The organism is Natronomonas salina (assembly GCF_013391105.1).
GTDB lineage: Archaea > Halobacteriota > Halobacteria > Halobacteriales > Haloarculaceae > Natronomonas > Natronomonas salina.
Map to the genome: position 1 here is coordinate 1,761,666 of NZ_CP058335.1, position 23,937 is coordinate 1,785,602.

The following is a 23,937-nucleotide window of genomic DNA, read 5'->3' on the forward strand; positions in this document are numbered from 1 at the left end:
GCGTTGTGATAGAGTTACGAGCGCATACCCCCTCTTCAGGCGGGGTCAAGTGGATAATAGCGTACACCCCCACCGACGACGGCACGACTGGATTTTCCACCGATTCACCGTCAATATTAGATACCAACACTCCATACTGTGCAACACGGATGAAGACCACACGGCACGCGACCTACAACCTCAACTACCACATAGTGTGGTTGCCGAAGTACCGCAACTCGGTACTCGCCAACGAGGTTGCAGACCGTGTGCGAACCATCCTCCACGAAATAGCCGACGACAAGGGTTTGGAGATACTCAACCTCACCGTTCAGCCCGACCACATTCACCTCTTCATCAGTAGTCCGCCGAAAAACGCCCCCTCGCTTCTCGCCAATTGGTTCAAAGGGATTTCCTCGCGAAAATACAATCACCGCTACGCGGACAACGACGGTGAGAAGATTCGATGGACGCGGGGCTACTACGCAGGAACAGCAGGCAGCGTCTCCAGCGAGACAGTCAAGAACTACATCCAACGTCACGAGGCGGACGAGTCGTGACCGAACTCACCAAGACGCTGGAACTGAAACTGGTTCAGCCGAACGCACACAAGCGGCGGAAACTCCGTGAGACGCGAGAGGCGTACCAGCAGGCGCTTCACGACACGTTCGGCGCCCGATGTACCACCCAGACCGAAGCGAACGACGTAGTGGTCAACTACGACCTGTCGGGGTATGCGAAGAACGCCCTCAAGAAATATGTCCCGCAGTTGACGACGACATACAACGCGGAAGAACTTCACGACGACCACCCTATCCGGTTCACGAACGAAGGGCTACGCCTCGACCACAAGCCCGAGAACGCAATCGAGTGGTACGTCAAGATCCCACACCATGAGGACTACCATCTCTGGCTGCCAGCACAGCCGAATCCCGAACAGCGGGGCTGGCTGGAAGCGTTGCATGCTGGTGACGCGGAGCTGGGCGAGAGTCGGCTGTTCGAGCGAGACGGGACGTGGTTTCTCCACGTCACCGTCACCCGAGACGTGGAGGATAGTTTCGAGGTGTCCGCCGAAGAACGGACGCCTATCGGAGTGGACATTGGGGAAGCGTCACTCGTTACGGTGTGTCACCGTGACGACCACGGGTCCCCAACCGCTCCTGAACTATGGGCCGATGAGGGCAAGACCGTCCGTCGGCTCCGCAAGACCTACTTCACCGCTACGCGACGGCTTCAAGAACGCGGAAGCGATCGTCTCTCCGAGTCGTTCGGTGACGACCTGTGGAGCCAGATAGACGACGTGTTTCACCGCGTCACCCGAGAAGTTGTAGAATATGCTGAGTCAATCGAGAACCCTGTGCTGGTGCTGGAAGATCTAACGTACATACGGGAGTCGATGGACTACGGTAAGTACATGAACCGCCGTCTTCATGGATGGGGATTCGCCAAACTCCACGCTCAAATCCGCTACAAGGCCGTCGAGAAGGGCATTCCCGTTGAAACAGTGAATCCGCGTAACACGTCGAAGGAGTGCCACGCGTGTGGTGAGGTGGGGTATCGTCCGAAGCAGGCGACGTTCAAATGCACGAACGACGACTGTTGGATGGGCGAATATCAAGCCGACGTGAACGGGGCAGTGAACATCGCAGACCGCTACCTCGGCGGAGAGAGTCGTTCCAGAAAACACGAGAACGACGATGACTCGGCTGAGGATGGGGCGTGTTTGACCGCGCCACAAGACAGCCAAGCCGATGCTAAAACCCAGCAGGCGACGCTTGGAACGTATGCGTCTTGAAACCACAAGGTCGATCAGACGCTCGACCTGAAATCCCGTGGTGGGATTCCCGCCTCTTCAGGCGCGGAAGGAGGTCAATCGCCCTGTTTCGGGGCAATCTGGGAGCCACCCCAGCTGCCAGCGACCGCCTGGTAGCGTGTCACGTCAGAAGCGCATCGACCGCACGAGGCCGTCACTCAGTTATTCAGTACTACGGCGCAGCGTGAAAAGGACCGCCAATTAATGTGACCGGTGCCGAAGGACCGAACAGAACGATGTCCGGCTCGAGACGACACATTTGCGAGTGTGTCCACCACGAGGGTGGCATCGACTGGGGCTACAGGTCGGACGATACTCGGGTGGCAGCGGGGAAGCGAGCAGTGTCCTGGACGGGGACGTCCGAAGAGAGCACGCTATCGCGGGGGAGCGATTGATGCCGTCCACGAGTCGGTTCGTCCTGACCGGTACGCGCGGCGGTGCCGACCGCACGCGGATACTGCTCCTCGTGGCCGACCAGGCCCGGACCGTCAAACAGCTGGCCGACGCGATGGGGCGGGACTGCGCGACGGTACAGAGCCACCTCGAGGTGCTACAGAAGAACGACCTCGTCGATGCACGAGCGAAAGACCGGACGTACTACCGCCCGACACCGCGGGCCAGAGCGGACTGGGAGACCATCGAGAAGGCGGCGGAGAGTCTGGACCGCAAGCAGACGAGAGAGCCGAACCAGCAGCTTCTCTAGGAAGCGTCTCGACCATGATATCCGCGATACTCGGTCGCCGGACCGGCGAATCACGAGCCGTAGCCGGTTTCTCGGCAAACGCACACGTCGCCAGCAGTCCTATCCGGCCAGCACGCCTAGCGTGGATATGGTCAATCAGTTCGTCGACGGCGAGTGGGTGACCGACTACGACCCGACCAACGAGGAGGGGGAGTTCGAACGCCAGCCGACGACGTTCCGCGACCGCGTCGGCAGCGAGGACGCCGAGGCCGGCCGCTATCACCTCTACGTCTCCTACGCCTGTCCGTGGGCACATCGCACGCTCGTCACGCGACAGCTGCTCGGCCTCGAGGACTCCATCACCGTCGACGTCGTCGATCCGTACCGCGACGACGACGGCTGGCAGTTCACCCCCGAGAAGGACAAGTGCACCCCCGACACCGTGAACGGCTTCGACTACCTCCGGGAGGCCTACGTCGAGGCCGACCCCGAGTACACCGGCCGCGTCTCGGTGCCGGTCTTCTGGGACAAACAGGAGGACACCATCGTCAACAACGAGTCCCGCGAGATCATGCGGAACCTCACGGACGTCTTCGCCGACGAGGTCGGCAACGGCGTCGACCTGGTGCCGGACGAACTCCGCGACGACGTCGATGAGGTCCTCGACGCCATCTACGAGCCGATCAACAACGGCGTCTACCGGACGGGCTTCGCCGAGAAGCAGGCAGCCTACGACGAGGTCGTCACGGAGCTCTTCGACGCGCTCGACCACTGGGACTCGGTGCTCGCCGACCAGCGCTACCTCGTCGGCGACCGGCTGACCGAGGCCGACATCGCGATGTACACCACGCTGGTCCGCTTCGACGAGGTCTACCACACTCACTTCATGTGCAACCACCAGTTCATCCGGGAGTACGACAACCTCTGGCCGTACCTCCGGGACCTCTACCAGACCCGGGGCTTCGGCGAGACGACGCACATGGACCACATCAAGGAGCACTACTACACGACCCACCCGGACGTCAGCCCCAAGCGCATCGTCCCGATGGGCCCCGACCCCGATTTCGAGGCGGACCACGACCGGGATTCGCTTGCGGGCGAGCCGCCGGTCTAATTTCTTCTCGCCGTAAATCGCCGGACAGCGCCGTCCTGGGGCAGGTACCGCCGCGTGCAATAGGTATATATGCGTGTGTGTGATACACTACCATGACCATGCCCGACACGAAGCGAGGTCGCGAACGGAAAGGCCAGAAGAAGCGGCAGCAGCGCCGCCGGTTCGAGATCGAGCGCGAGCTCGAGGCGCGAGAACGCGAACTCGACTTCGACGAACTCTACGAGGAAGAGGAGATCGAACTCGAGATCTGAGCTCGCGGGCCTTTCAGTCGACCCGGGCGTTCCGCCATTATCCCTGTCCCGAACGCCCGGATCGGCGCCTGCGGCTCTCGCCATGGTTTCTCCGGCCGAACCAAAAACTGGATAGCGCCGCGGCTCCCATTCCCCGCCCATGGACCGCCGTCAGTACCTCCAGGCCTGCCTCGGTGCCGGGACAGCGGCCGGCCTCGCCGGCTGTACCGACCTGGGCTTCATCGAGACGCAGGAACTGCCCTCCACGCCACCGGTCCTCGAGGACCGCCCGGACCGCGTCTACCACCCGACCCACGTCGACGGCATGGAGATGGTCGGGCAGGCGGAGTCCGACAACGGCGACTACGGCTTCGCGCTCGTCTACACCTACCCGCACCGTTTCTGGCGGGTCGACGCCACCACCGAGTCCGTCGACGATGCCATCCTCAAGGACCCCGACGGCAGCCAGGACGTCCACCTGATGTCGGTGCTGTGGGACCCCCAGACCGGCCGGACGCTGCCGGACGCCGGCATGAGCGTCGACATCCGCAAGGACGGCGAGGCCCTCGACGAGCAGGTCATCTACCCGATGCTGTCGCCGCGGATGGGCTTTCACTTCGGCGCGAACTTCCAGCTCGACGGCGACGGCGACTACGAGATCGCCCTCTCGGTCGGCGGGACGAGCATCCGCCAGACCGGCGACTACCAGGGCCGCTTCGGCGAGCAGGCCACCGTCACCGTCCCCTTCGAGTTCAGCACCGAGGAACGCGACAACATCGGCTTCGAGCGGACCGAGGACGAGGCCGGTGAGGCATCGCTGCCGCCGGTCATGGACATGGACGTCCCCCTCGGCGTCGCCCCGGACCCCGCGGAACTGCCGGGCACCCACCACGGCACCGCAGAGAGCGGCGACGCCCGACTCGAGGTCGTCAGCATGGAAAGTCCGCCGGCCGGCATCGACGGCGACGGCGCGTACCTCGCCGTCTCCGCCCGGACGCCGTACAACCAGCTCGTCCTCCCGCAGATGGCCCTCGACGCGACGCTCGACCGCGACGGCCAGACGGTCTTCGAGGGCGCCCTCGAGCGCACCTTCGACAGCGACCTCGGCTACCACTACGGCGCCGCCGTCGACGACGTCGCATCGGGCGACGCGCTGACCATCGACGTCGTCACCCACCCGCAGGTCGCCCGCCACGAGGGCTACGAGACGGCGTTCCTCCAGATGCCCGCCGCGGAACTGACGCTGTAATCGACGCCGCAGTTTTTAGCCACCGGCGTCTACCCCGGCCGTGGCGCCCGCATGTACGGTCTGTGGCGACGAGGCGACCGTCAGCGACGCCTGTCCGCACTGTGGCGCGGCGTGCTGTCCCCAGCACCGGCCGCCGACGGCCCACGACTGTCCCGGGACCGACGCCGGCGAGACGACCGGCTGGCGGCTCGACCTCGACGGCACCGACGCGACGCTGCCGGCCGACGAATCGCTCACCTCGCTGTTCCGCCCGGGACTCGGCCTCGCCGTGGTGACGCTGCTTCTCGTCGTGACCGCCCTCGGGGCCGTCGCCCTGGCCGGCCCGCTCGACGACGGCGTCGACGTGGGGACCCTGGAGACGCAGATCGAATCGATCAGCGACGACGAACGCGAAGCCCGCGACGTCGCAGCGACGACCCACGACCCGACCCTCGCCGCGGTCGCCCGGAACCACAGTCGCGACATGCGCGACCGGGGCTTCGTCGATCACACCAACCCGGACGGCCAGCGACCGCAGGACCGCGCCGCGGCGGCCGGCCTCGAGTGCCGCGTCGGCGAGAACATCTACCAGACGCCGCGCGGCTCGCTGGCCGATTCCGAACGCGCCGTCGCCGACCACGTCGTCCGGTCGTGGCTCGACTCGCCGGGCCACCGCGAGACGCTGCTCCGTGACCGCTACACCAGACAGGGCGTCGGCGTCGCCATCGGCGAGGACGCACTCTACGTCACCCAGCTGTTCTGCTAGTCCGGGGATTCGACTCCGACGCCACCGTCGTCCCGGGCGCCAGTTCGGACGCTCAGTAGAACATGATGTACTCGGAGGTCTTCCCGTAGATCGGCACGCTCCCGTAGGCCTCGATGGTGTACTCGGTCCGATTGAGGACGCCGTCGTAGACTCGCTCGTACCAGACGTTCCGACTCTCGCCGGGGTCGAGTTCGATCTCGAAGCGGAACTCGTCGGTCGTCGGCGTCGAGACCCCACCCTGGAAGGTCTCCCGCTCGAGGCCCTGGTTCACGATGTCGAACTCGACGCGGAAGTCCCAGGGGTCGGTCCGGATCTCCTCGACGCCCCGGGTGACGAGGTACGGGGCGCCGGTGACGTCGAACTCGTGGGCCGAGTAATCGCCGGTCGCACCGGGGTCGTCGACCGACCAGTTCCCGTTCGGCCCCCAGACGATGGTGGCGTGGGGCTCCTCCTCGCCGACGGTCTGTGTCTCCCGCCAGATGCCGAACCTGAGGACGTCCCAGTACCGCTCCTGGAGTTCGTCGATGACGAGCTTCCGGCAGATGTCCAGGAGCTTCTCGCGGCCCGGCGGCGCGATGCCCCGCTCCGGGTCGCCCTTCACCTCGAGGTGGACGGTGAGGCGACCCGCACCTGCGGTGTTGTTCTGTTCCCGCTGGAGCACCGAGTGCGAGGTGACGACGCGCGGCTTCTCGACCGGCGTCCCGACGGTGAACGAACCCGTGACGGTGTCGTCCTGGACCGTGATGGTGTACTCGTAGTAACCGTCCGGCACGTCGCTGAGCTCGATCTCCTCGACGTCCCGGGACCCCTCCACCTCCATCGAGCCCTCGTAGCCGGGTTGGTCGCCGACCACGACCTCCACGGGCACCGTTCCGTCGCCGCCGGAGTTCCCGACCTCCAGCGTGAGGGTGACGTTCGACCCCTGGATGAACCGCTCGTCGCCCGCCGAGACGTCGATGATCTCGATATCGGGTTCGGCGGCCGTCGCCGTCGGCGTCGACGTCGCCGTCGGGTCCGTCGAGTCGTCGTCGCCCAGCCCCTCGATCGACGAGCAGCCGGAGAGACCGACGGCACCGGCGGCGGCTAGGGAGAGATACTGTCGACGTCGCATAGTTACCCGTTCGTAAGCGCAGTTTACACGTAAAGGAGCGGATTGACCCAGCTAACTGGCTACAATCACTGTGCGGCGGTACTGTCAGCGCCCGACGAACGGTGACGACGACCCGCGAGGTTCAGACGGGCGCATCCGACGTTCGAGGCCTCCGGAATTCCCACCCGCGAGCGTCGTATCGCGAGAGCTACTCGACGTAGCGGCGCTGGAACTCCTCGTCGGTCTTCGTGAGGTAGAGGATCCCCTCGACGATGCCGACCAGCCCCGGGATGCCGGTCCAGAAGAAACAGAGGTACAGCAGCCCCAGGCCGGTGTCGCCGAGGTAGAACCGGTGGACGCCCGCCCACCCGAGCAGGATGGCGAGGACGCCGGCCGTCACGCGGTCCTTCTCGTAGTCGGCGGTCGCCGGCTTCTGGCGGACGCCGCACTCCGGGCAGATCTCGGCCTCCTTCTTGATGATCGCCCCGCAGCTGTGACAGAACTTCTCGTCGGGGCCGGTGTTCACGCCCGGCGTCGCGGCTGGCGGCCGTTCGTCGACGTCGAACGGTTCGTCGCTGCTCGCGTCGTCTTCGGCCTCGTCGTCGGAGGGCATACCACCAGGTGGTCGGCGTGGCGATAAATAGCTACTGTCGAGCGTGACGGACGAACAACAGGAATCCCGCGAGGAGACCGTAGACGACGCCGATCGCGAGCACCCGCAGATCGCCCGTCAGGTACAGCGTCGCCAGGCCGACCCCATAGGCGTAGCCGAGGCCGAACCCCGTCGCGGTCCGCACCGGATTCCACCCGCGGCGAGCCGTGAACGCCGAGACCGCCCAGTCGACCAGCGCAGGCATCGGCAGGAGCGTGACGACCCAGAGCCCGGTCGGCAGCGGCGACCCGATTAGGGCCGCCAGCAGCCCGGCCAGAATCCCCGGGTAGATCCCGAGACAGCGCGCACAGAGCCGAACCCGCCGCCCGCCGACCCGGGGGGCGTAACAGCGGTCCCACTCGCCGGGTTGGTGATGCGAGAGGAGGTACGGGCGCGTCGCCGCCAGCGCGGTCCGGACCCCGTCCCAGTCGATCATCGGCCCGGCTTGGCCGCGACCGACCGTAAATCCCGCCGTCTCCGGCCGGGGAGTCGCTCAGAACAGTCCGTTCAGGCGGAGGCGGTGTAGCCCGCGTCCTCGACGGCATCGACGAGCGCGTCGGTGTCGGCGTCGCCGTCGACGGTCGCCCGCTCGGCCTCGCGGTCGACGTCGACGTCGGTCACGCCGCTGACGCCCTGCAATGCCTCCTCGACGCTCTGTTCACAGTGCTCGCAGGTCATGCCCTCGACGGAGATGGTCTGGCTCATGGTCGAGTGTACCTACGGGCTGCAGTCTTTTGCGGGTTTCCCCTTCCACTCCAAAGTGAAACGGCGATTCGACCTTCGATTCCGAAGCCATTCCGGGCAAACCATATTACGATGCAGTATCGTAGGTGCGGTATGCGCGACCTCGACGAGACCGACGTCGAACTCCTCTCGTTGCTGGCCGAGGACGCCCGTCGCCCGTTCAGCGAACTCGGCGAGGCCGTCGGCCTCTCCGGCCCGGCCGTCTCCGACCGGGTGACCAGGCTGCAGGAGGCCGGGATCATCAACCGATTCACCGTCGACGTCGACCGCTCGCAGCTCCGCGCCGGCGTGCCCGTGTTCATCCAGGTCGAACTCGACTCGGCGGCGGTCGAGACGGCCAGGGAGCGCCTGCGCGACGCCGACGGCGTCGAGCACCTCTTCGTCACCGCCGGCGGCGACGTCTGGTTCTACGCCCGCGCCGAGGCCCAGAACGTCCGCGAGTGGGTGGCGCGGCTCTTCGAGGGGATCGACCTCGTAGACTACACGGTCACGCTCGTCGACGACGTCGAGTGGACGCCGACGGTCGACGGCGTCGAGTTCGCGCTCACCTGCGCGGAGTGCGGCAACACCGTCGACAGCGAGGGCGAGACCGCCCGCATCGACAGCGAGGTCTACCACTTCTGCTGTCCGTCCTGCCTGTCCCGATTCGAGGACCGCTACCAGCAACTCGAGGAGGGCGCGTGACCGCCGCTTTGGCATCGAAGGTTTCCGACCCCCGATAGCCCCGGTCTCGAAGCGGAAAGACGCCTAAAGATGGAGGCCCTACACTAGCACAACCATGAGCACCAGGACGACCAGGCTCGACATCTCGGGGATGTCCTGTGCCAACTGCTCGGCGACGATCGAAGAGCGTCTCTCGTCGCTGGACGGCGTCGAGGAGACGAACATCAACTACGCGACCGACGAGGGGAGCGTGATCTACGACCCCGACCGGACGTCGCTGCGGGAGATCTTCGACGCCATCGCGGACGCCGGCTACGAGGCCGTCTCCGAGACGGTGACCATCGGCATCACCGACATGACGTGCGCCAACTGTGCGGAGACGAACGAGTCCGCCCTCGAGTCGACGCCGGGGGTCGTCGACGCGGACGTCAACTACGCGACCGACGAAGCGCAGGTGACGTACAACCCGGCCGATACCTCGCGAACGGAACTGTACGACGCCATCGAGGGCGCCGGCTACGAGCCCGTCCGCGAGGACACGGACACCGATGGCGGCGGCGACGCCCGCGAGGCCGCCCGCCAGGACGAGGTTCGCCGGCAACTGCGGCTGACGCTGTTCGGCGCGGCGCTGTCGCTCCCGCTGCTCCTCTTCATCGTCGACAAGCTCGTCCTCGGCGGCGCGGTGCTCCCCGAGACCGTCTTCGGCGTCGAGTTCGGCTGGGTGGAGTTCCTGCTCGCGACACCCGTCCAGGTCGTCCTCGGCTGGCCGTTCTACAAGAACTCCTACAAGGCGCTCGTGAAGAACGGCCGCGCCAACATGGACGTCCTCATCGCGCTGGGGTCGTCGACGGCGTACCTCTACTCGGTGGTCGTCCTGCTCGGCCTGCTGGCCAGCGAGGGGCTGTACTTCGACACGGCGGCGCTGATCCTCGTGTTCATCACCCTCGGGAACTACCTCGAGGCCCGCTCGAAGGGCCAGGCCGGCGAGGCGCTCCGGAAACTCCTCGAGATGGAGGCCGACACAGCGACGCTCGTCGACGACGACGGGACCGAACGCGAGGTCCCACTGGAGGACGTCGAGGTCGGCGACCGGATGAAGGTCCGTCCCGGCGAACAGATCCCCACCGACGGCGTCGTCGTCGACGGCCAGAGCGCGGTCGACGAGTCCATGGTCACCGGCGAGTCCGTCCCCGTCGAGAAGGGCGAGGGCGACGAGGTCGTCGGCTCGACCATCAACGAGAACGGCGTCCTCGTCGTCGAGGCGACGAAGGTCGGCGAGGACACGGCGCTCCAGCAGATCGTCCAGACCGTCAAGGACGCCCAGTCCCGCCAGCCCGACATCCAGAACGTCGCCGACCGCATCTCCGCGTACTTCGTGCCGGCGGTCATCGCCAACGCCGTCCTGTGGGGGACGGTCTGGTACCTCTTCCCCGGGGCGCTGGCGGGCTTCGTCGAGGCGCTCCCGCTGTGGGGCCTCGTCGGCGGCGGCCCCGCGGCATTGTCGGCCTTCGAGTTCGCGGTCGTCGTCTTCGCCTCCTCGGTCCTCATCGCCTGTCCCTGCGCGCTGGGGCTGGCGACGCCCGCCGCGACGATGGTCGGGACCACCATCGGCGCCCAGAACGGCGTCCTGTTCAAGGGCGGCGACGTCCTCGAGCGCGCGAAGGACGTCGACACCGTCGTCTTCGACAAGACCGGCACGCTCACCGAGGGCGAGATGGAGCTGACGGACGTCGTCGCCTTCGAGGACGGCGCGCCGGTCGCCGACGGAGGGGACCCGGCCGCCGACGGTGGCGCCGTGACCGGCCGCGAGCGTGTGGACGAGTCGACGGTGCTGCGGCTGGCGGCCAGCGCCGAGCGCGGCAGCGAACACCCGCTGGCGCAGGCCATCGTCGACGGCGCCGAGGAACGCGGCATCGAGCTCGCCGACCCCGAGGACTTCGAGAACGTGCCCGGCCAGGGGGTCCGCGCGACCGTGGAGAGCGCGGAACGACGTTCCGCGGGACAGTCGAGCGGCGACGAGCCGCGAGACGGCGACGAGATCTTCGTTGGCAACCGGAAGCTGCTCCGGGACGCCGGCATCGATCCCTCGCCTGCCGCGGAGACGATGGAACGCCTCGAGGGCGAAGGGAAGACGGCGATGCTCGTGGCGCGCGTGCCCGCTGGCACGGAGCAGGGCGAACTCGTCGGCGTCGTCGCCGACGCCGACACCGTCAAGGAGAGCGCGAAGGACGCCGTCGCCGCCCTGCAGGAACGCGGGCTCGACGTGATGATGATCACCGGCGACAACGAGCGGACCGCCCATGCGGTCGCCGAGGAGGTCGGCATCGACCCCGACCGCGTGCGTGCGGGGGTCCTGCCCGAGGACAAGTCCGAGGCCGTCGACGCCATCCAGTCGGAGGGCCGCAAGGCGATGATGGTCGGCGACGGCGTCAACGACGCGCCGGCGCTGGCGGTCGCCTACGTCGGGACGGCCATCGGGTCGGGCACCGACGTCGCCATCGAGGCGGCTGACGTCACGCTGATGCGCGACGACCCCCTCGACGTCGTGAAGGCCATCCGCATCTCGGACGCCACCCTCCAGAAGATCAAACAGAACCTCGTGTGGGCGCTGGGTTACAACACCGCGATGATCCCGCTGGCGTCCCTGGGACTGCTCCAGCCCGTCCTCGCGGCGGGCGCGATGGCCATCTCCAGCGTCTCCGTGCTGTCGAACAGTCTGCTGTTCCGGCGGTACACCCCCGACCACGACTACGAGCTGCTCGGACGACTCCGGTAACGCGGGCGAGGTGGTGGTCCGGGCCCGTTCCTATCTCTCGTTTCGCGGTTCCGCGACCGGTGCACTAGCGACACGGCGAGTCGACGAGAAGGGAAACGACCGCGGCTTGGCGGTTAGACCAGGTTCCGCTGTTCGAACTGCTCGTGGAGCCGCTCCATCGACGTCACCGTGTTCTCGCAGTGCTGTTCCATGCCGCTGGTCGGGTTGAAGCAGACACTGTCGGTGGCGGTCTCCAGCATCTCGCGGTCGTTGTCGTCGGAGCCGACCGCGATCGTCTCGTCGACGGGGATCTCGTTCTCGACGGCGATCTCCTCGAGGAGTTCGCCCTTCGTCGCATCGAGGATCCGCCCGGAGACGTCGCCGGTCAGCGCGTTCTGGTCGATATCGAGCATCGGCGCCACGACCGAGTCGGCGCTGACGCCGGCGTCGGTGAGCGCGACGTCGACGGCCTGTCGCGGCGCGGCCGTGATGATGGCGACGTGGTGGTCGTTGGCCTGCAGTGCCGAGATCAGGTCGGCCGCGCCGGGGTCCAGCGCCACGCGGTCGAGGGCCTCCTTCATCTCGAGTTCGGGCAGGCCCTCCAGGTAGTCGACGCGGCGCCGGATGCTGTCCACGAGCGCGAGGTCGCCCGTCCGCGACTGCTCGGTGAGGCTGGCGACGTCGCCCGCGACGCCGGCCTCCTCGGCGAGCAGCGCGTAGGCGTCCGATTCCGCGAGCGACCCGTCGAAGTTGAAGGCTACCAGCATACGCGAGGGTACGCCCGGTAGGCCCATTAAATGTTGGACAGGAATCAAGTTCTCCGCAATCGGACGGGAATGGGCGCTGCTGGGAGCGATGGCATAATGACGCTGCTGGCCGTCAGTGGCACGTGTATGGAGACCACCCTCGCCGATCTCCTCGAACGCAACCAGCGGCACGTCGAATCGCTCGCCGACGGTCACTTCGATGCCGTCCAGGACGGCCAGGAACCAGCCGCCGTCTCCGTCTGCTGTTCGGACTCCCGCGTCTCCCAAGAGGGGATGTGGGACGTCGACGACGCCGGGTTCCTCTTCACCGTCGGCAACATCGGCAACCAGGTCTGGGACACCCGCGACGGCGAGCGCGTCGTCAACGGCGACGTCCTCTACCCGCTGCTGTACGCCGGCACCGACGTCGCCGTCGTCGTCGGGCACACGAGCTGCGGTGCGGTCACGGCGACGCTGGAGGCCCACCGCGGCGAGAGCGCGGACTTCCCGCCGGGCGTCCAGGAGCGCGTCGACGCGCTCCGGCCCGTGATCGAGGCGGGGCTTGACGACGACCGCATCGACGAGGAGCGGGAGGTCGGCCTCGTCAACCAGCTCGTCGAGTACAACGTCGACCGGCAGGTCTCGTTCCTCCGGGACAGCGGCGAACTCGACGACGAGACCGTCCTCGGGTTCGTCTACGACTTCCAGGGCGTCTACGGCAACGAGCGCGGCCGCTGCTATCTCGTCAACCTCGACGGCGAGACGGACGAATCACGGCTGCGCGAGGCGGTGCCCGAGGAGTACGAAGCCCACGCTCGCCGACTGCTGTAGCTCGGCGCGACGGGACCGGCCTCGGCCGGACGGCGCCGTCGCTATCGGAGTAGCGCTCGAAGAATCTGGTTGTCTCGCGTACTGCGGCCGTTACAGCCGGGTCAGGTTCGTTGCGCGCGGACCCTTGTCCGCCTCCTCGATGTCGAACTCGACTTCCTGACCTTCCTCCAGGTCCGGGCCGCCGACGTCCTCCATGTGGAAGAACACGTCCTCGTCCGCGTCGTCAGTCTCGATGAATCCGTAACCGCCGGTGTCGTTGAAGAAGTCAACAGTGCCAGTTGCCATCTCAATTTTATCAAGACGCGGAACACGGATAACCTTTGCGAGACGGTGAGCCGCCGATACGAGGCTCAGGGCTGCCGCTCGCCGGCGAAGACCGCCCGAAACCGGGTGCGGCGACGCCGCTGTGGGTGTAGCGTTCGAAGAATCGTGTGGCGTCTCCCGGAACAGAGTCCGCGAGGATGCCGGCTCCGCACCGGCGCGTTAGCACCGACCGAAGTGATATCAGACTGAACCGCGCGAGATCCGACTTAGAGTCGGGTGACGTTCGACGCTCGGGGGCCCTTGGGGGCGTCCTCGATGTCGAATTCGATGTCCGTCCCCTCTTCGAGGTCCGGGCCACCAACGTCCTCCATGTGGAAGAATACGTCGTCGTCCGCGTCGTCCGTCGAGATGAAACCGTAGCCGCCTGTGTCGTTGAAGAAGTCAACGTTTCCTTTCGCCATTGCAAATAGACAGATGCCCGTTGCGTATATAAGTGTTATTAACAATGCGTAACACACTCGCGAGAGTTTTGGATGTTCGTGCCCCAGGACGACTATCGTGTAGACGAATGGTTCCGATAGAGTCGAACCACGCAGGATTCCTGGCCGACTCGTCGGTTCGAGTTTCCCTTCTGCCGGAAGCAGGAGATACGGCTCCGCTTTCTGCCGGTCGATGGAGGTCGTGATCCAGCAGTCGATCAGTCCTCGCCGTCCCGCGGCGGCCGTTCGGCGGCGCGCCGCCGCGCGTCCGCGAGGAACTCGTCGGGCAGCGACTCGATCTCGCCGGCCTGGACGCTCCACAGCGTCGCGTAGAGCCCGCCGTCCTCGAGGAGGGCCTCGTGAGTGCCGCGCTCGACGATCTCGCCGCCGTCGAGGACGAGGATGCGGTCGGCGTCCCGGACCGTCGACAGCCGGTGAGCGATCACGAACGTCGTTCGATCCTCGGTGAGCCGCTCCAGCGACCGCTGGATGAGCAGTTCGGTCTCGGTGTCGACGGCGCTGGTGGCCTCGTCGAAGACGAGGATCTCGGGGTCCTGCAGGACCGTCCGGGCGATCGAGAGCCGCTGACGCTGCCCGCCCGACAACTTGACGCCGTCCTCGCCGACGCGAGTGTCGTACCCCTGGGGCAGTCGCTGGATGAACTCGTGGGCCTCGGCGTCCTTCGCCGCCGCGACGACGTCCTCGTGCGAGGCGTCGAACCGGCCGTAGCGGATGTTCTCGGCGACCGTGCCGTCGAAGAGGACGGTATCCTGGCTGACGTAGCCGATCGCTCCCCGGAGGTCCTCGAGGGCGTACTCGCGGATGTCCGTCCCGTCGAGCCTGATCTCGCCGTCCGTGACGTCGTAGAGCCGTAGCAGGAGCTTGCAGACCGTCGACTTCCCGGCGCCGGTCGGCCCCACGAGTGCGACCGTCTCGCCCGGTTCCGCGGTGAACGTGACGTCCGAGAGGACGAGTTCGCCGTGCTCGTCGCCCTCGGCGGCGGCCAGCGCCGTCTCCGGATACGCGAAGTCGACGTCGCGGTACTCGACGCGGCCCGCCACGTCGTCGAGCGGCGCGTGGTCGTCGGGGCCGGTGATCTTCACCGGGACGTCCATCAGCCCGAAGACGCGCTCGCTGGAGGCCTTCGCGTTCTCGTACTGGTCGACGATGTTGCTCACCTCCGCCAGCGGCGTGACGATCCGCTGGGTGAGGAAGATGAACGTGACGAACGCGCCGACCGAGAGCTCGCCGGTGAAGGGGCCGGGCGCCCCGGAGAACAGCCAGACGCCGCCGACGAGGAACGTCGCGGCGAAGGCGACGCCGGCGAGCAGCTCCATGCCCGGCCGGTAGAGGTAGTTCAGCCGCAGGACGGCCATCGTGTGCTCGAAGTACGAGTAGGAGGCGGCGGTCACCTTCTCGGTCTCGTGGTCCTCGGTCGCCGAGGCCTTCACCAGTTCGACGCCGCCGAGGCTGTTCTCCAGGCGCGTGTTCAGGTCGCCGACGCTGGAGCGCTGGGCGACGTACCGCGGCTCGACAGCGCGCATGAACCAGAGCGTGAAGCCCACCATCGCGGGGATGACCACGAGCGTGACGAGCGCCAGCTGCCAGTTCAGGTAGACGAGGACCGCGGCGATGCCCAGCACCATCACGCCCAGGCGCGCGGAGTTCTGCAGGGCGTTGTCGAGGAAGACCTCGAGGTTCGAGGCGTCGTTGTTCAGGACGCTCATCACCTCGCCGGTCTGCTTGTCGTCGAAGAAGGGCATGTCGAGTCGCTGCATCTTCGCGAAACTGTCGGTGCGGACGTCGTGCATCACCCGGTGGGCGAAGACGTTGGCGGCGACGCCGTAGATCCAGGTGAAGACGCCGGTGACGACGAAGGAGCCGACGATGACCGCGACCGAGAACCAGAACTGCGCCTCGTCGCCGGTCGGCAGCCAGGCGTCCGGGACGAGCGGCAGCGTGTAGTCGCTCTCGCCGACGAACACCGCGTCGATGGCGACGCCGAGCACCAGCGGCGGCAGCAGGCTGGCGACCCGCGCCGTGACGTTCGCGACCATCCCCAGCGTGAACCACTCGATCTCCCTGAGCCCGTACTCGCGGAACAGCCGCGAGAGCGGCCGGTCGACCCGGTCGCGGTAGACCTCGAAGACGCCGTCGTCGTCTGCCGTTCCCATCGTGCCGAGGGAGACGGCCGCACCCCATGTATCCCGCGATAGCGGTCGGTTCGGTCAGTCCCCAGCCGATCCGCTCGTTCACTGCCGGCCGATCCACAGCAGGATACCTGCCGCGACGACGAGTACCCCCGCGAGCGCCGCGAACGCGACGGTGAAGTCGAGAGCCCCGGCCGTGAACCCCACGAAGGCGGGGCCGAGGCTGCCGACGCCCTGGAACAGCGCCCGGGCGGCCCCGAGGTCGCCGCCCGCGTTCGCGTCGGGCGCCGCGTCCAGCAGGATGGCGTCGATGACCGGGAACTGCGCCTTGTAGCCGACCGCGAAGAGGACGATGGCGACGCCGATACCGACCAGCGACTCGGCGACGACGAGCACACCGAGGGCGGCCGCGGCGAGGATCATCCCCGCGACGGCGACGGAGTGTCTGGGGAACCGATCGCTGACCGCACCCGAGACCGGCTTGATGGCGATGCCGAAGCCGAACAGCATCGCGTAGGCGGCACTCGCCAGCGTCGGCGAGAACGCCTTCGTCTCGCGGAGGAACTCCGGCAGGAAGTTCAGCACGCCGTTGACCATGAAGTAGAACAGGACGAACGAGACGATGCTCCAGCGCTGCCGCGGCGTGGCCAGGAGCCGGCGGGCGGTCGACAACACCGCCAGGTCGGCGGCCTCGACGACGTAAGGCTCGCGATTCCAGAGGACGAACAGCGCCGCCAGCGCGGCGAGGACGACCGCGACGGGCAGGAACACCGCACGCCACGTCGCCAGCGCGATCGCCGCGACCGCCGCGCCGGAGGCGAGCATCCCGCCGAGGTCGGTGCCCGCGCTGAAGACGCCAAGGGCCCGCCCTCGGTGCTCGACGAACAGGTCCGAGAGCAGCGCCCGCGAGGGGATGGCGTAGAGCCCCTTCCCGAGTCCGAAGACGCCCACGCCGGCGACGAACCACCAGTAGCTCCGGGCCGTCCCGACCACGACGCACGCGCCCGCGAGGACGACCAGCGACGGCACCAGCAGCGTCGCCCGGCTCCAGCTGTCCGAGAGCCGGCCGCTCGGGTACTGGAAGACGGCGTAGACGCCCTGCAGGACGGTCAGCGCGACGCCGGCCTGTGCCAGCGTCAGCGAGAGGTCCGTCCGGATCTCCGGCAGCAACGGCGGCACCGCGAAGCGTGCAAGCTGCAGTGCCGCCCACGCCAGCGCCGTGACCGCGAGCATCCGGCCGGTGTAGCCGCCCACCAGTCGCTCCTCGTGCTGCACGTCTCGAGTGGCGACCGGGCCCCACTTCGGTGTACGGATATCGAGACGAGGACTGCGGCGAGGGGCCGCTATGTCACGATTTATCCGTCTCTCGGCCCTACGTAGGGTGTGGCACCACTCGACGTGCTCGCCAGGAACGAGTCCGTGAACGCCGGTGTCGGCTGGCTGTCGACGGGCCTCGTGGCGTTCGTCGTCGTCCAGAGCGTCCTCTCTGGCGCCCTGCTGTGGGCCGGGTTCGCAGCGATCCTCCTCGCCGTCGTCGTCCTCCCGCCGATCTGGATGCGCGACTGGCGCGTGATGGCGCCGTGGCCGCTCCTGCTCGTCTCCGCGGTCGCCGCCCTCCTCGGCGGGTACGGGCTCTCGACGGAGGTCGCCGGCTACTTCGTCGTCGCCGGGTTCGCACTGCTGACGGCCGTCGAGATAGACGCGTTCACGTCCGTGGAGATGAGCCGTCGGTTCGCCGTCGCCTTCGCGGTCCTCTCGACGCTGGCCGTCCAGGGGCTGTGGGTGATCGCCCAGTACTACTCCGACCTGTGGCTTGACACCGGCTTCCTCCACTCTCAGCGAGAGCTCCAGGTCGACATCGTCGCCGTGACCGTGGTCGGCCTCGTCATGGGCGTCCTCTTCGAGTGGTACTTCGGTCGCGTCGAGCACGTCGGAACGTACGAACAACTGGACGACACCGCTCGTTCGCCATGACGCTCGGCGACCACCTGCAGCTCTCCGAGACACAGGAGTACCGCCTCGTCCGCGCCCTGCAGGTTGCGCTGGCCGTCATCCTCGGCTACGGGCTGGTGACGCTGCAGTTCGAACTGGCGGTCAACGCCGGCCTGCCCCTGGCGGTGACGTTCCTCCCAGCGCTCCTGCGGCGGGAGTACAGCTACACGATGGACGCCGGACTCGTCCTGCTGATCACCGTCGCGGTGTTCCTGCACGCCTTCGGCTCGCTGGGGTTCTACGTCTGGTTCTCGTGGTACGACGAGATCACCCACACGGTCTCGGCGTTCCTCGTCGCCGGCATCGGCTACGCGGTGCTGACGGCCCTCGAGAAGCACTCCTCGGAGATCGAGCTCACGTCGAACCTGCGGGGCGTCTTCATCCTCGTCTTCGTCCTCGCGTTCAGCGTCATCTGGGAGGTCTTCGAGTTCGGCGCCGTCTGGGTCTCGCAGGTCCTCGGGACGACGTCGCCGGTCCAGGTGTTCGGCATCGACGACATCGTCACCGATATGGTGTTCAACGTGATCGGCGGCGTCCTCGTCGCCGTCTGGGGGACCGGCTACTTCGAGGACTTCGTCCCGTTCATCCGGCGCCGACTCCGGTGAGGCGCCGGTCAGCCCGAGTCGTCGGCGTCCGAGTCGGAGCGAGACCCGTCGTCGGAATCCGGCTGGAGCTGCCGGACCAGGTTCAGGTGCATCAGGTGGAGGTGCATCCCGATCCCGAAGAGGATCAGTCCCAGGCCGACGAACGTCAGCGGCATCTGGATGGCCTGGATCGCCTGCGCGGGGCTGTCGAGGTTCGCGGGAAGGACGCCGACGACCGCCAGCAGGAACGCGATCACGATGACGCCCAGCCCTGCGCGGACGAGGCGTGAGTACCGACCGACCTGTTGAAGTCGCTCCTCGATCTCAGCGTTCGATGGGGTCGCCTCCTGTCCTGCCATACTATCGAAGTCGGCCTCCAGACATTTGGATATCTGGCCGCTAGGGAACCACCCTCGAACGAACGCAGAGGCGACGACAATCAGAACGTGCGTTGATTCCAGAAAATCCCTACCCGAAAATACTTAGGCCCCCCGGTGTACCCGTTCTGGCTATGGTCTCCCGCCGAACGCAGGCCGCCCTCCTCGCGGTCGTCGGCCTCCTCCTGGTCACGAACTCCATCTGGCTGTTCCCGCACGCCGGTGAGTCCGAGTACACGTACGAGCGCTCGGAGATCACCGTCGAAGACGGGACGATAACCTACGACGGCATCGACAACCGTCGGTTCCACCGCCGGAACAATCTCCAAGATGTCGGTTGCCAGCGGACCGATCGGGAGGGCGAACGCGCCTGCGCGTTCGACGAGTACCTCGCGGACAACCCGCCGGTTACGGTCTCGAGACAGCTGAAGTGGGGCCATGCCACTCCCGATTTCGTCGAGATCAACGGCGACTACTATCGACGGATCCACCGACCGAACGACTCCAACGTGACGCACGACGTCACGCAAGTCCCGCCGAGGAGCGTCCTGACCCAATCCGCGGCCGACGTCTCGGGCCACTCGATCCCCGACCGCAGCACCACCACCCTGGAACACTACGCCGCCGTCAGCGGCGAGACGGTGACGTCGTTCGAGGAACTCGAGCGGGACGACCTCGGTCGCATCTACCTCCAGAACGGGACCTTCTACACCGTCGTGGGTACCGACAGATCGATCAACCACCCCGGACCGGAGTTCCGGCAGTACCAGGCACTCCGGTACGTGCTCGGGTTCGTCGGCGTCGTTCTCCTGTTGATAGGGACCCACATTGAACTCACCCGGGAGGGCGACTAGCGGTCGCGAACGAGTCGGGATCAGCCCTGCCCTCGAAGCCACCGGAAGCGGTTAGGAGGATCCAGTCCCTACTGCCGACGGGATGTCCGTCCCCGAGACACTCACCTGCGAGACCTGCGACGCCGAGGTCCGCAGCGAGGCGGCCCGGCGGACGAAGACGATGGGCGGTCTCGACCCGAAGAAGTGGCAGACGCTCTGCTGTCCGCACTGCGGGAGCCGACTGAAGACCGTGTTCGTCGGTTTGGAGTAGCGTGTTCCCGCCAGCCCACCCCGGCGTCGCCTACCTCCTGTACAGCGGGAGTCGCCGAATCGTCGACGAGGAAGCGCCGACGACCCTGGCGACGCTAGCCCTCGTGGGCGGTGCGGTGCTCCCGGACCTGATCGACCAGCCCCTGTACCACCTCGCCGGGTTCCCGACGACGCGAACGATCGGCCACACGCTGCTGCTGGCACTCCCGGTCTGCCTCGCCGTCGCCCGCCTCGTTCGCCGCTCGTCGCTCCCGCAGCCGGTCGGCACGGCCTTCGCGTTCGGGTACGGCGCACACCTGGCCGGCGACGCGCTCTGGCCGCTCGTCCTCGGGCTCCGCGACGAACTCGGGTTCCTGCTGTGGCCCGTCACCCCCATGCCCGAGTACGAGGGCACGAAGCCGCTGGTCGATATCGGCGGGGCGACGGTCACCACGCTGTGGGTGGAACTCGTGTTGCTGGCGCTCGCGGTGGCGCTGTGGTGGAACGACGGCCGTCCCGGGAGTCCAGTGTGACGCTCAGGTCGCGTCCTCGGGTGATGCCCCGGTCTCAGGGACGAGCGCGCCAGCGTCGCCCGGTCCCTCGTCGTCGAGTCCACGGACGAGTAGCGTCGCTCCGATTCGACGCTCGACACCGTTCTCACGAGGAGGATGGACGCCGCTCGTTGAACTGCGCTGTGCCGGCGGCCTGTGGCGCAGTCCCGTCGGGTCTAGTCGTCGCCAGCGAACCGCTGGATCGTGAGGTACAGCACGCTGAACATCACGACGAAGACGATCAGGCCCCGCAGGCCCCTGGCGAGAGTGCTCTTCTCGCTGCCATCGGCGGACTCCTCGGTCTCCGCCTCGTCGACGTCCGCTTCGTCGGTGGGCGCCACGGGCTCGCCGGTCACCTCCTGGACGGCCTCGAGGATCGGGTCGCGGAGCGGCGAGAGCAGCCCCACGCGGACCACGTCTCTGACGACGTCCTGGACGAGTTCGCTCTCGAGATCGAGTTCGGTGTTCATGGTCGCGGTCTACGTCCAGGTTCGGCCGCCGCGCCTATAATACTCCGTGGCATTGGCGTGACATCGACTACGTCGAGGCTCTCGTGACGACCAGAAAACGTTCGAGGAGAGGCCGTTCGAGACGTCCGGCGTCGCCGCCGTTCGCAGTGCGACGCGGTCAGTCGTCGCCGACGCCCTGCAGTTCGGTCAGCGACTCGAGGTCGGGGATGTCCTCGGCGGCGTCCTTGATCTGCTCCATCCGCTCGACGTGCTTGTCGGTAGCGAAGGCCTGCAGCTCCGTCGGCGAGGGACCGACGTCCTCGACGTACTCGTCCTCGGGATTGGCGGCGATCTTGTTGACGTACGGCAGGATCTCGTTGACGGTGTCGTCGAGCAGTTGCGGGTCGACGCCCTCCTCGACGAGCTCCTTGAGCTTCGCCATCCCGAAGCCGACGTGGCGGCCCTCGTCCTGCCGGATGAGCGTGAAGCCCTCGTAGAGGCCGGGGAGGTGCGGCAGCTCCGGATGGTCGCTCTCCGAGTAGGACTGCTGCATCCCGTAGTAGCCGGTCTGGGCGAGGATGCCCTCGATGACGAGGTGGTAGTGGCAGTACGCCTTCGCGAACGTCTCGGGCGAGGGGTCGTCGAGCAGGCGGTTCATCGCGTCCTCGTTGCGCTCGAAGAGCTCGTCGTAGGCGTCGTTGAACCACTTGTCGTCGGTCGGCGAGGAGCGCTCGAAGCCGAGTTCGTCCTCGGCGTGGTGGATGACCTCCCGCCAGTAGCGGTCGAAGTGGTCGGTGTGTTTGGCCTCCTCGTAGATCTGCGTCGTGACGAACATCTGGTCGTCGATGTCGTCGAGGGCGGTCGCCAGCGGCGCGAGGTCCTCGGTGACCGCCTGCTCGCCGGCGCCGAACCGCGCGACGCCCATCCGCATCCCGTCGAAGTGCGACTCCGCCTCGTCGACGGTCTGCAGGTGGTCGACGAGCGCCGCCTTGTCGGCCTCGAGGTCGATGTCGAAGGGGTCCCAGTGTCGTTCCACCGCGTTCCGGTAGTAGCGCGTCCCCCGACTCTCCCGGTCCAGCTGGAGATGCCGCGTGTTATCGATATTCATGGTCGGTGCTTCCTTTGCGAGCCACCACCATAGGTGTTCGACCGCGCACTGCAGGTTCGTTGAAAAGCCGGCCGTCGAAGTACAGGGACGGGCCCGGCGTCGCCGTCGGTCAGAACGTGTAGGCGAGCATCACTTCGTCGACGTGGTCGTCGCCGATGGTGTAGTGGTCCTTGCGGACGCCCTCGGTCTCCCAGCCGTTGTTCTCGAGGAAGGCCAGCGCGCGGTCGTTCGTCGTCGGGACGCTGTTGTACACCTTCCGGTAGCCGTTGGCCTCCGCCCAGTCGAGGGCGCGCTCGGTGAGGCGGGTGCCGATGCCGTGGCCCTGGAACTCGCTGCGGACGCCGACCGTCAGCTGGGCGTTGCTCTGGAGCTTGTCGAGCTGCGGGAGGTCGAGGTGCGACCAGCCGACGACCTCGCCGTCGACCGTGGCGACGAAGAAGACGCGAGACTCGGCGGTGTTGTGCCGGTTGACGGCGTCCTCGTAGAGGAGCTGTTCGGCGATGGACTCGGCGACGACGTACGTCTCCTCGCTGGTGACGTCGCGGATGGTGTTGATGAGGCTCTCGAAGTCGGCCTGGCGGGCCGGCCGGACGACGTACTCGAGGCCGTCGTCGGTCGAGTACGCCTCGACGGAGCCGACGTCAAGGGCGACCTCCAGGGTGCCGCCGTCGTCCTCAAGGTAGCCGCGGGACTGCAGCCGCTCGAGGGCGTCCTGGAACTCCTCGGGGGGCAGCGACGTCACCTCGCGGACGCGGTGTCGCGCCGCCGTCCCGTGGCGCTCGACGAACCGGTAGATCTCCTCGCCGGCCTCGCTCTCGAAGGTCGGCCGATCGCTGGTCTCCATATCGGTGGGACGACCGGCACGTCTTTGAGCCTTTGGTTCTGGTTAGCACGGGGTCCGACCGGAACGGCGCGACCCGACGCCGACCGGAACGGCGCGTAAGTGCGGCCTTCGCCCCCGCGCTGCCTCGAGACCGCCGGACTACGGGAAGCGTACTAAAGGAGCGGTCCGACGTCGTGTCGGTATGGCCGAACTGCTGCGCCAGGCCGAGGAATCGTCGAGCGACGACCGGCCGTCGATCGTCCACTGGATCGGTCGCGGCGTCCAGGGCGGACTGGTCGCGACGTTCGTGATGACCGCGTTCCGGCTCCCGCTGATGCGGTCGCTCCCGCCGTCGGCGAACTTCTGGGCGAAGTTTGTCCGGGGCGGCGACCCCGAGGACTACCCGGTCGCCGGCCTGCTGCTCCACCTCGTCTACGGCGTCACGTCCGGCGCCGTCTTCGGCGGACTTTTCGGCTTCCTGGACTCCGAACGGCCCATCGAGGCCGAACAGCGCGGCATCATGTGGGGTGCGGTCTACGGCATGGGCCTGTCGGCGTTCGGGTCGCGCGTCATGCTCGAGGAGATCCTCGACATCCGGCTCGACGAGGACGAACTCACGCTGTTCCACGCCGGCCACCTCGTCTACGGCCTCACGCTCGGCGCGTGGGTCGGCTCCCGCGGCGAGGGCGCCGACGACCCCGAGGAGGAGTACGACTACGAGGACTGACCGGCGAGCCCAGGGCTCTGGAGTGAGAGCGACTGCAAAAAGGGCGGCCAGAGTGCCC

29 protein-coding genes are annotated in these 23,937 nt (G+C 67.1%); 16 read left to right on the top strand and 13 right to left on the bottom strand.

Going from position 1 to position 23,937, the window contains the following annotated elements; all coding sequences use genetic code 11:
• Positions 1–149: 149 nt before the first annotated feature.
• From tnpA to HWV07_RS09255, 7 genes are all read left to right on the top strand, one after another.
• Entirely contained in the window at positions 150–539 is a 390-nt protein-coding gene (gene tnpA / locus HWV07_RS09225; RefSeq protein ID WP_178334022.1) for an IS200/IS605 family transposase, read from the top strand.
• The gene (locus tag HWV07_RS09230) at positions 536–1,774 is read left to right on the top strand and encodes an RNA-guided endonuclease InsQ/TnpB family protein (RefSeq protein WP_178334023.1); all 1,239 of its coding nucleotides are present in this window, start codon (positions 536–538) and stop codon (positions 1,772–1,774) included. Before tnpA ends, HWV07_RS09230 begins: the two co-directional genes overlap by 4 nt.
• 412 nt (positions 1,775–2,186) lie before the next feature.
• The gene (locus HWV07_RS09235) at positions 2,187–2,495 is read left to right on the top strand and encodes a helix-turn-helix domain-containing protein (RefSeq protein ID WP_178334024.1); all 309 of its coding nucleotides are present in this window, start codon (positions 2,187–2,189) and stop codon (positions 2,493–2,495) included.
• A 127-nt stretch (positions 2,496–2,622) separates the two neighbouring features.
• On the top strand, positions 2,623–3,588 hold the full coding sequence (locus HWV07_RS09240; protein ID WP_178334025.1) for a glutathione S-transferase family protein: 966 nt from the start codon (positions 2,623–2,625) through the stop codon (positions 3,586–3,588).
• Positions 3,589–3,680: 92 nt separating this feature from the next.
• Complete coding sequence (locus tag HWV07_RS09245) at positions 3,681–3,839, top strand: hypothetical protein (RefSeq protein ID WP_178332311.1); 159 nt, start codon at positions 3,681–3,683, stop codon at positions 3,837–3,839.
• A gap of 139 nt (positions 3,840–3,978) precedes the next feature.
• Complete coding sequence (locus tag HWV07_RS09250) at positions 3,979–5,067, top strand: DUF7350 domain-containing protein (protein WP_178334026.1); 1,089 nt, start codon at positions 3,979–3,981, stop codon at positions 5,065–5,067.
• A gap of 40 nt (positions 5,068–5,107) precedes the next feature.
• Complete coding sequence (locus HWV07_RS09255) at positions 5,108–5,812, top strand: CAP domain-containing protein (protein ID WP_178334027.1); 705 nt, start codon at positions 5,108–5,110, stop codon at positions 5,810–5,812.
• A gap of 52 nt (positions 5,813–5,864) precedes the next feature.
• Here the strand turns inward: HWV07_RS09255 and HWV07_RS09260 are convergent, their stop codons facing one another.
• The 4 genes from HWV07_RS09260 to HWV07_RS09275 all read right to left on the bottom strand — a co-directional run bounded on the left by HWV07_RS09260 (position 5,865) and on the right by HWV07_RS09275 (position 8,259).
• Positions 5,865–6,923, bottom strand: coding sequence for a hypothetical protein (locus tag HWV07_RS09260; RefSeq protein WP_178334028.1), 1,059 nt, complete (start codon positions 6,921–6,923; stop codon positions 5,865–5,867).
• Positions 6,924–7,110: 187 nt separating this feature from the next.
• Positions 7,111–7,515 carry a TM2 domain-containing protein gene (locus HWV07_RS09265; protein ID WP_178334029.1) on the bottom strand — a complete coding sequence of 135 codons (405 nt, stop codon included), beginning with the start codon at positions 7,513–7,515 and terminating at the stop codon, positions 7,111–7,113.
• 31 nt (positions 7,516–7,546) lie between these two features.
• Positions 7,547–7,990, bottom strand: coding sequence for a DUF2085 domain-containing protein (locus tag HWV07_RS09270; protein ID WP_178334030.1), 444 nt, complete (start codon positions 7,988–7,990; stop codon positions 7,547–7,549).
• A 71-nt stretch (positions 7,991–8,061) separates the two neighbouring features.
• A complete protein-coding gene (locus HWV07_RS09275) occupies positions 8,062–8,259 on the bottom strand; it encodes a CopZ family metallochaperone (protein ID WP_178334031.1) in 198 nt (65 codons plus the stop codon).
• Between the two features lie 132 nt (positions 8,260–8,391).
• Between HWV07_RS09275 and HWV07_RS09280 the strand changes: the two genes are divergently transcribed.
• Together HWV07_RS09280 and HWV07_RS09285 are read left to right on the top strand one after the other, a co-directional pair.
• The gene (locus HWV07_RS09280; RefSeq protein ID WP_178334032.1) at positions 8,392–8,982 is read left to right on the top strand and encodes an AsnC family transcriptional regulator; all 591 of its coding nucleotides are present in this window, start codon (positions 8,392–8,394) and stop codon (positions 8,980–8,982) included.
• Between the two features lie 94 nt (positions 8,983–9,076).
• Positions 9,077–11,737, top strand: coding sequence for a heavy metal translocating P-type ATPase (locus tag HWV07_RS09285; protein ID WP_178334033.1), 2,661 nt, complete (start codon positions 9,077–9,079; stop codon positions 11,735–11,737).
• A 113-nt stretch (positions 11,738–11,850) separates the two neighbouring features.
• On the opposite strand, the gene HWV07_RS09290 is transcribed toward HWV07_RS09285, so the two are convergent.
• Positions 11,851–12,483 carry an HAD family hydrolase gene (locus tag HWV07_RS09290; RefSeq protein WP_178334034.1) on the bottom strand — a complete coding sequence of 211 codons (633 nt, stop codon included), beginning with the start codon at positions 12,481–12,483 and terminating at the stop codon, positions 11,851–11,853.
• A 96-nt stretch (positions 12,484–12,579) separates the two neighbouring features.
• Here HWV07_RS09290 and HWV07_RS09295 point away from each other — a divergent pair, with 96 nt between their 5' ends.
• On the top strand, positions 12,580–13,293 hold the full coding sequence (locus tag HWV07_RS09295; RefSeq protein WP_246279862.1) for a carbonic anhydrase: 714 nt from the start codon (positions 12,580–12,582) through the stop codon (positions 13,291–13,293).
• Positions 13,294–13,383: 90 nt separating this feature from the next.
• On the opposite strand, the gene HWV07_RS09300 is transcribed toward HWV07_RS09295, so the two are convergent.
• The 4 genes from HWV07_RS09300 to HWV07_RS09315 all read right to left on the bottom strand — a co-directional run bounded on the left by HWV07_RS09300 (position 13,384) and on the right by HWV07_RS09315 (position 17,419).
• Positions 13,384–13,578 carry a cold-shock protein gene (locus HWV07_RS09300; RefSeq protein ID WP_178334035.1) on the bottom strand — a complete coding sequence of 65 codons (195 nt, stop codon included), beginning with the start codon at positions 13,576–13,578 and terminating at the stop codon, positions 13,384–13,386.
• A gap of 245 nt (positions 13,579–13,823) precedes the next feature.
• Positions 13,824–14,018: a cold-shock protein gene (locus HWV07_RS09305; protein ID WP_178334036.1), complete on the bottom strand. Its 195-nt coding sequence runs from the start codon at positions 14,016–14,018 to the stop codon at positions 13,824–13,826.
• Between the two features lie 236 nt (positions 14,019–14,254).
• On the bottom strand, positions 14,255–16,210 hold the full coding sequence (locus tag HWV07_RS09310; RefSeq protein ID WP_178334037.1) for an ABC transporter ATP-binding protein: 1,956 nt from the start codon (positions 16,208–16,210) through the stop codon (positions 14,255–14,257).
• Between the two features lie 78 nt (positions 16,211–16,288).
• Positions 16,289–17,419 carry an MFS transporter gene (locus tag HWV07_RS09315; protein WP_178336033.1) on the bottom strand — a complete coding sequence of 377 codons (1,131 nt, stop codon included), beginning with the start codon at positions 17,417–17,419 and terminating at the stop codon, positions 16,289–16,291.
• 150 nt (positions 17,420–17,569) lie between these two features.
• Between HWV07_RS09315 and HWV07_RS09320 the strand changes: the two genes are divergently transcribed.
• Together HWV07_RS09320 and HWV07_RS09325 are read left to right on the top strand one after the other, a co-directional pair.
• Positions 17,570–18,160, top strand: a complete 591-nt coding sequence (locus HWV07_RS09320) for a hypothetical protein (protein ID WP_211694262.1) — start codon at positions 17,570–17,572, stop codon at positions 18,158–18,160.
• Positions 18,157–18,783, top strand: a complete 627-nt coding sequence (locus HWV07_RS09325; RefSeq protein WP_178334038.1) for a DUF2238 domain-containing protein — start codon at positions 18,157–18,159, stop codon at positions 18,781–18,783. Before HWV07_RS09320 ends, HWV07_RS09325 begins: the two co-directional genes overlap by 4 nt.
• Positions 18,784–18,791: 8 nt before the next feature.
• On the opposite strand, the gene HWV07_RS09330 is transcribed toward HWV07_RS09325, so the two are convergent.
• A complete protein-coding gene (locus HWV07_RS09330; RefSeq protein WP_178334039.1) occupies positions 18,792–19,121 on the bottom strand; it encodes a hypothetical protein in 330 nt (109 codons plus the stop codon).
• A 152-nt stretch (positions 19,122–19,273) separates the two neighbouring features.
• On the opposite strand from HWV07_RS09330, the gene HWV07_RS09335 reads away from it, so the two are divergent.
• The 3 genes from HWV07_RS09335 (at position 19,274) to HWV07_RS09345 (ending at position 20,754) form a co-directional block, all read left to right on the top strand.
• The gene (locus HWV07_RS09335) at positions 19,274–19,993 is read left to right on the top strand and encodes a hypothetical protein (protein WP_178334040.1); all 720 of its coding nucleotides are present in this window, start codon (positions 19,274–19,276) and stop codon (positions 19,991–19,993) included.
• 82 nt (positions 19,994–20,075) lie between these two features.
• Complete coding sequence (locus tag HWV07_RS09340; RefSeq protein WP_178334041.1) at positions 20,076–20,243, top strand: hypothetical protein; 168 nt, start codon at positions 20,076–20,078, stop codon at positions 20,241–20,243.
• 1 nt (position 20,244) lies between these two features.
• Positions 20,245–20,754, top strand: coding sequence for a metal-dependent hydrolase (locus HWV07_RS09345; protein ID WP_178334042.1), 510 nt, complete (start codon positions 20,245–20,247; stop codon positions 20,752–20,754).
• A 194-nt stretch (positions 20,755–20,948) separates the two neighbouring features.
• Here the strand turns inward: HWV07_RS09345 and HWV07_RS09350 are convergent, their stop codons facing one another.
• The 3 genes from HWV07_RS09350 to HWV07_RS09360 all read right to left on the bottom strand — a co-directional run bounded on the left by HWV07_RS09350 (position 20,949) and on the right by HWV07_RS09360 (position 23,173).
• Positions 20,949–21,242, bottom strand: a complete 294-nt coding sequence (locus HWV07_RS09350; protein WP_178334043.1) for a hypothetical protein — start codon at positions 21,240–21,242, stop codon at positions 20,949–20,951.
• 157 nt (positions 21,243–21,399) lie between these two features.
• Complete coding sequence (locus tag HWV07_RS09355) at positions 21,400–22,329, bottom strand: ribonucleotide-diphosphate reductase subunit beta (protein WP_178334044.1); 930 nt, start codon at positions 22,327–22,329, stop codon at positions 21,400–21,402.
• Positions 22,330–22,438: 109 nt separating this feature from the next.
• Entirely contained in the window at positions 22,439–23,173 is a 735-nt protein-coding gene (locus tag HWV07_RS09360; protein WP_178334045.1) for a GNAT family N-acetyltransferase, read from the bottom strand.
• Between the two features lie 181 nt (positions 23,174–23,354).
• Here HWV07_RS09360 and HWV07_RS09365 point away from each other — a divergent pair, with 181 nt between their 5' ends.
• Positions 23,355–23,879 (top strand): hypothetical protein, encoded by a 525-nt coding sequence (locus HWV07_RS09365; RefSeq protein WP_178334046.1) that lies wholly within the window; start codon positions 23,355–23,357, stop codon positions 23,877–23,879.
• Positions 23,880–23,937: the final 58 nt, after the last annotated feature.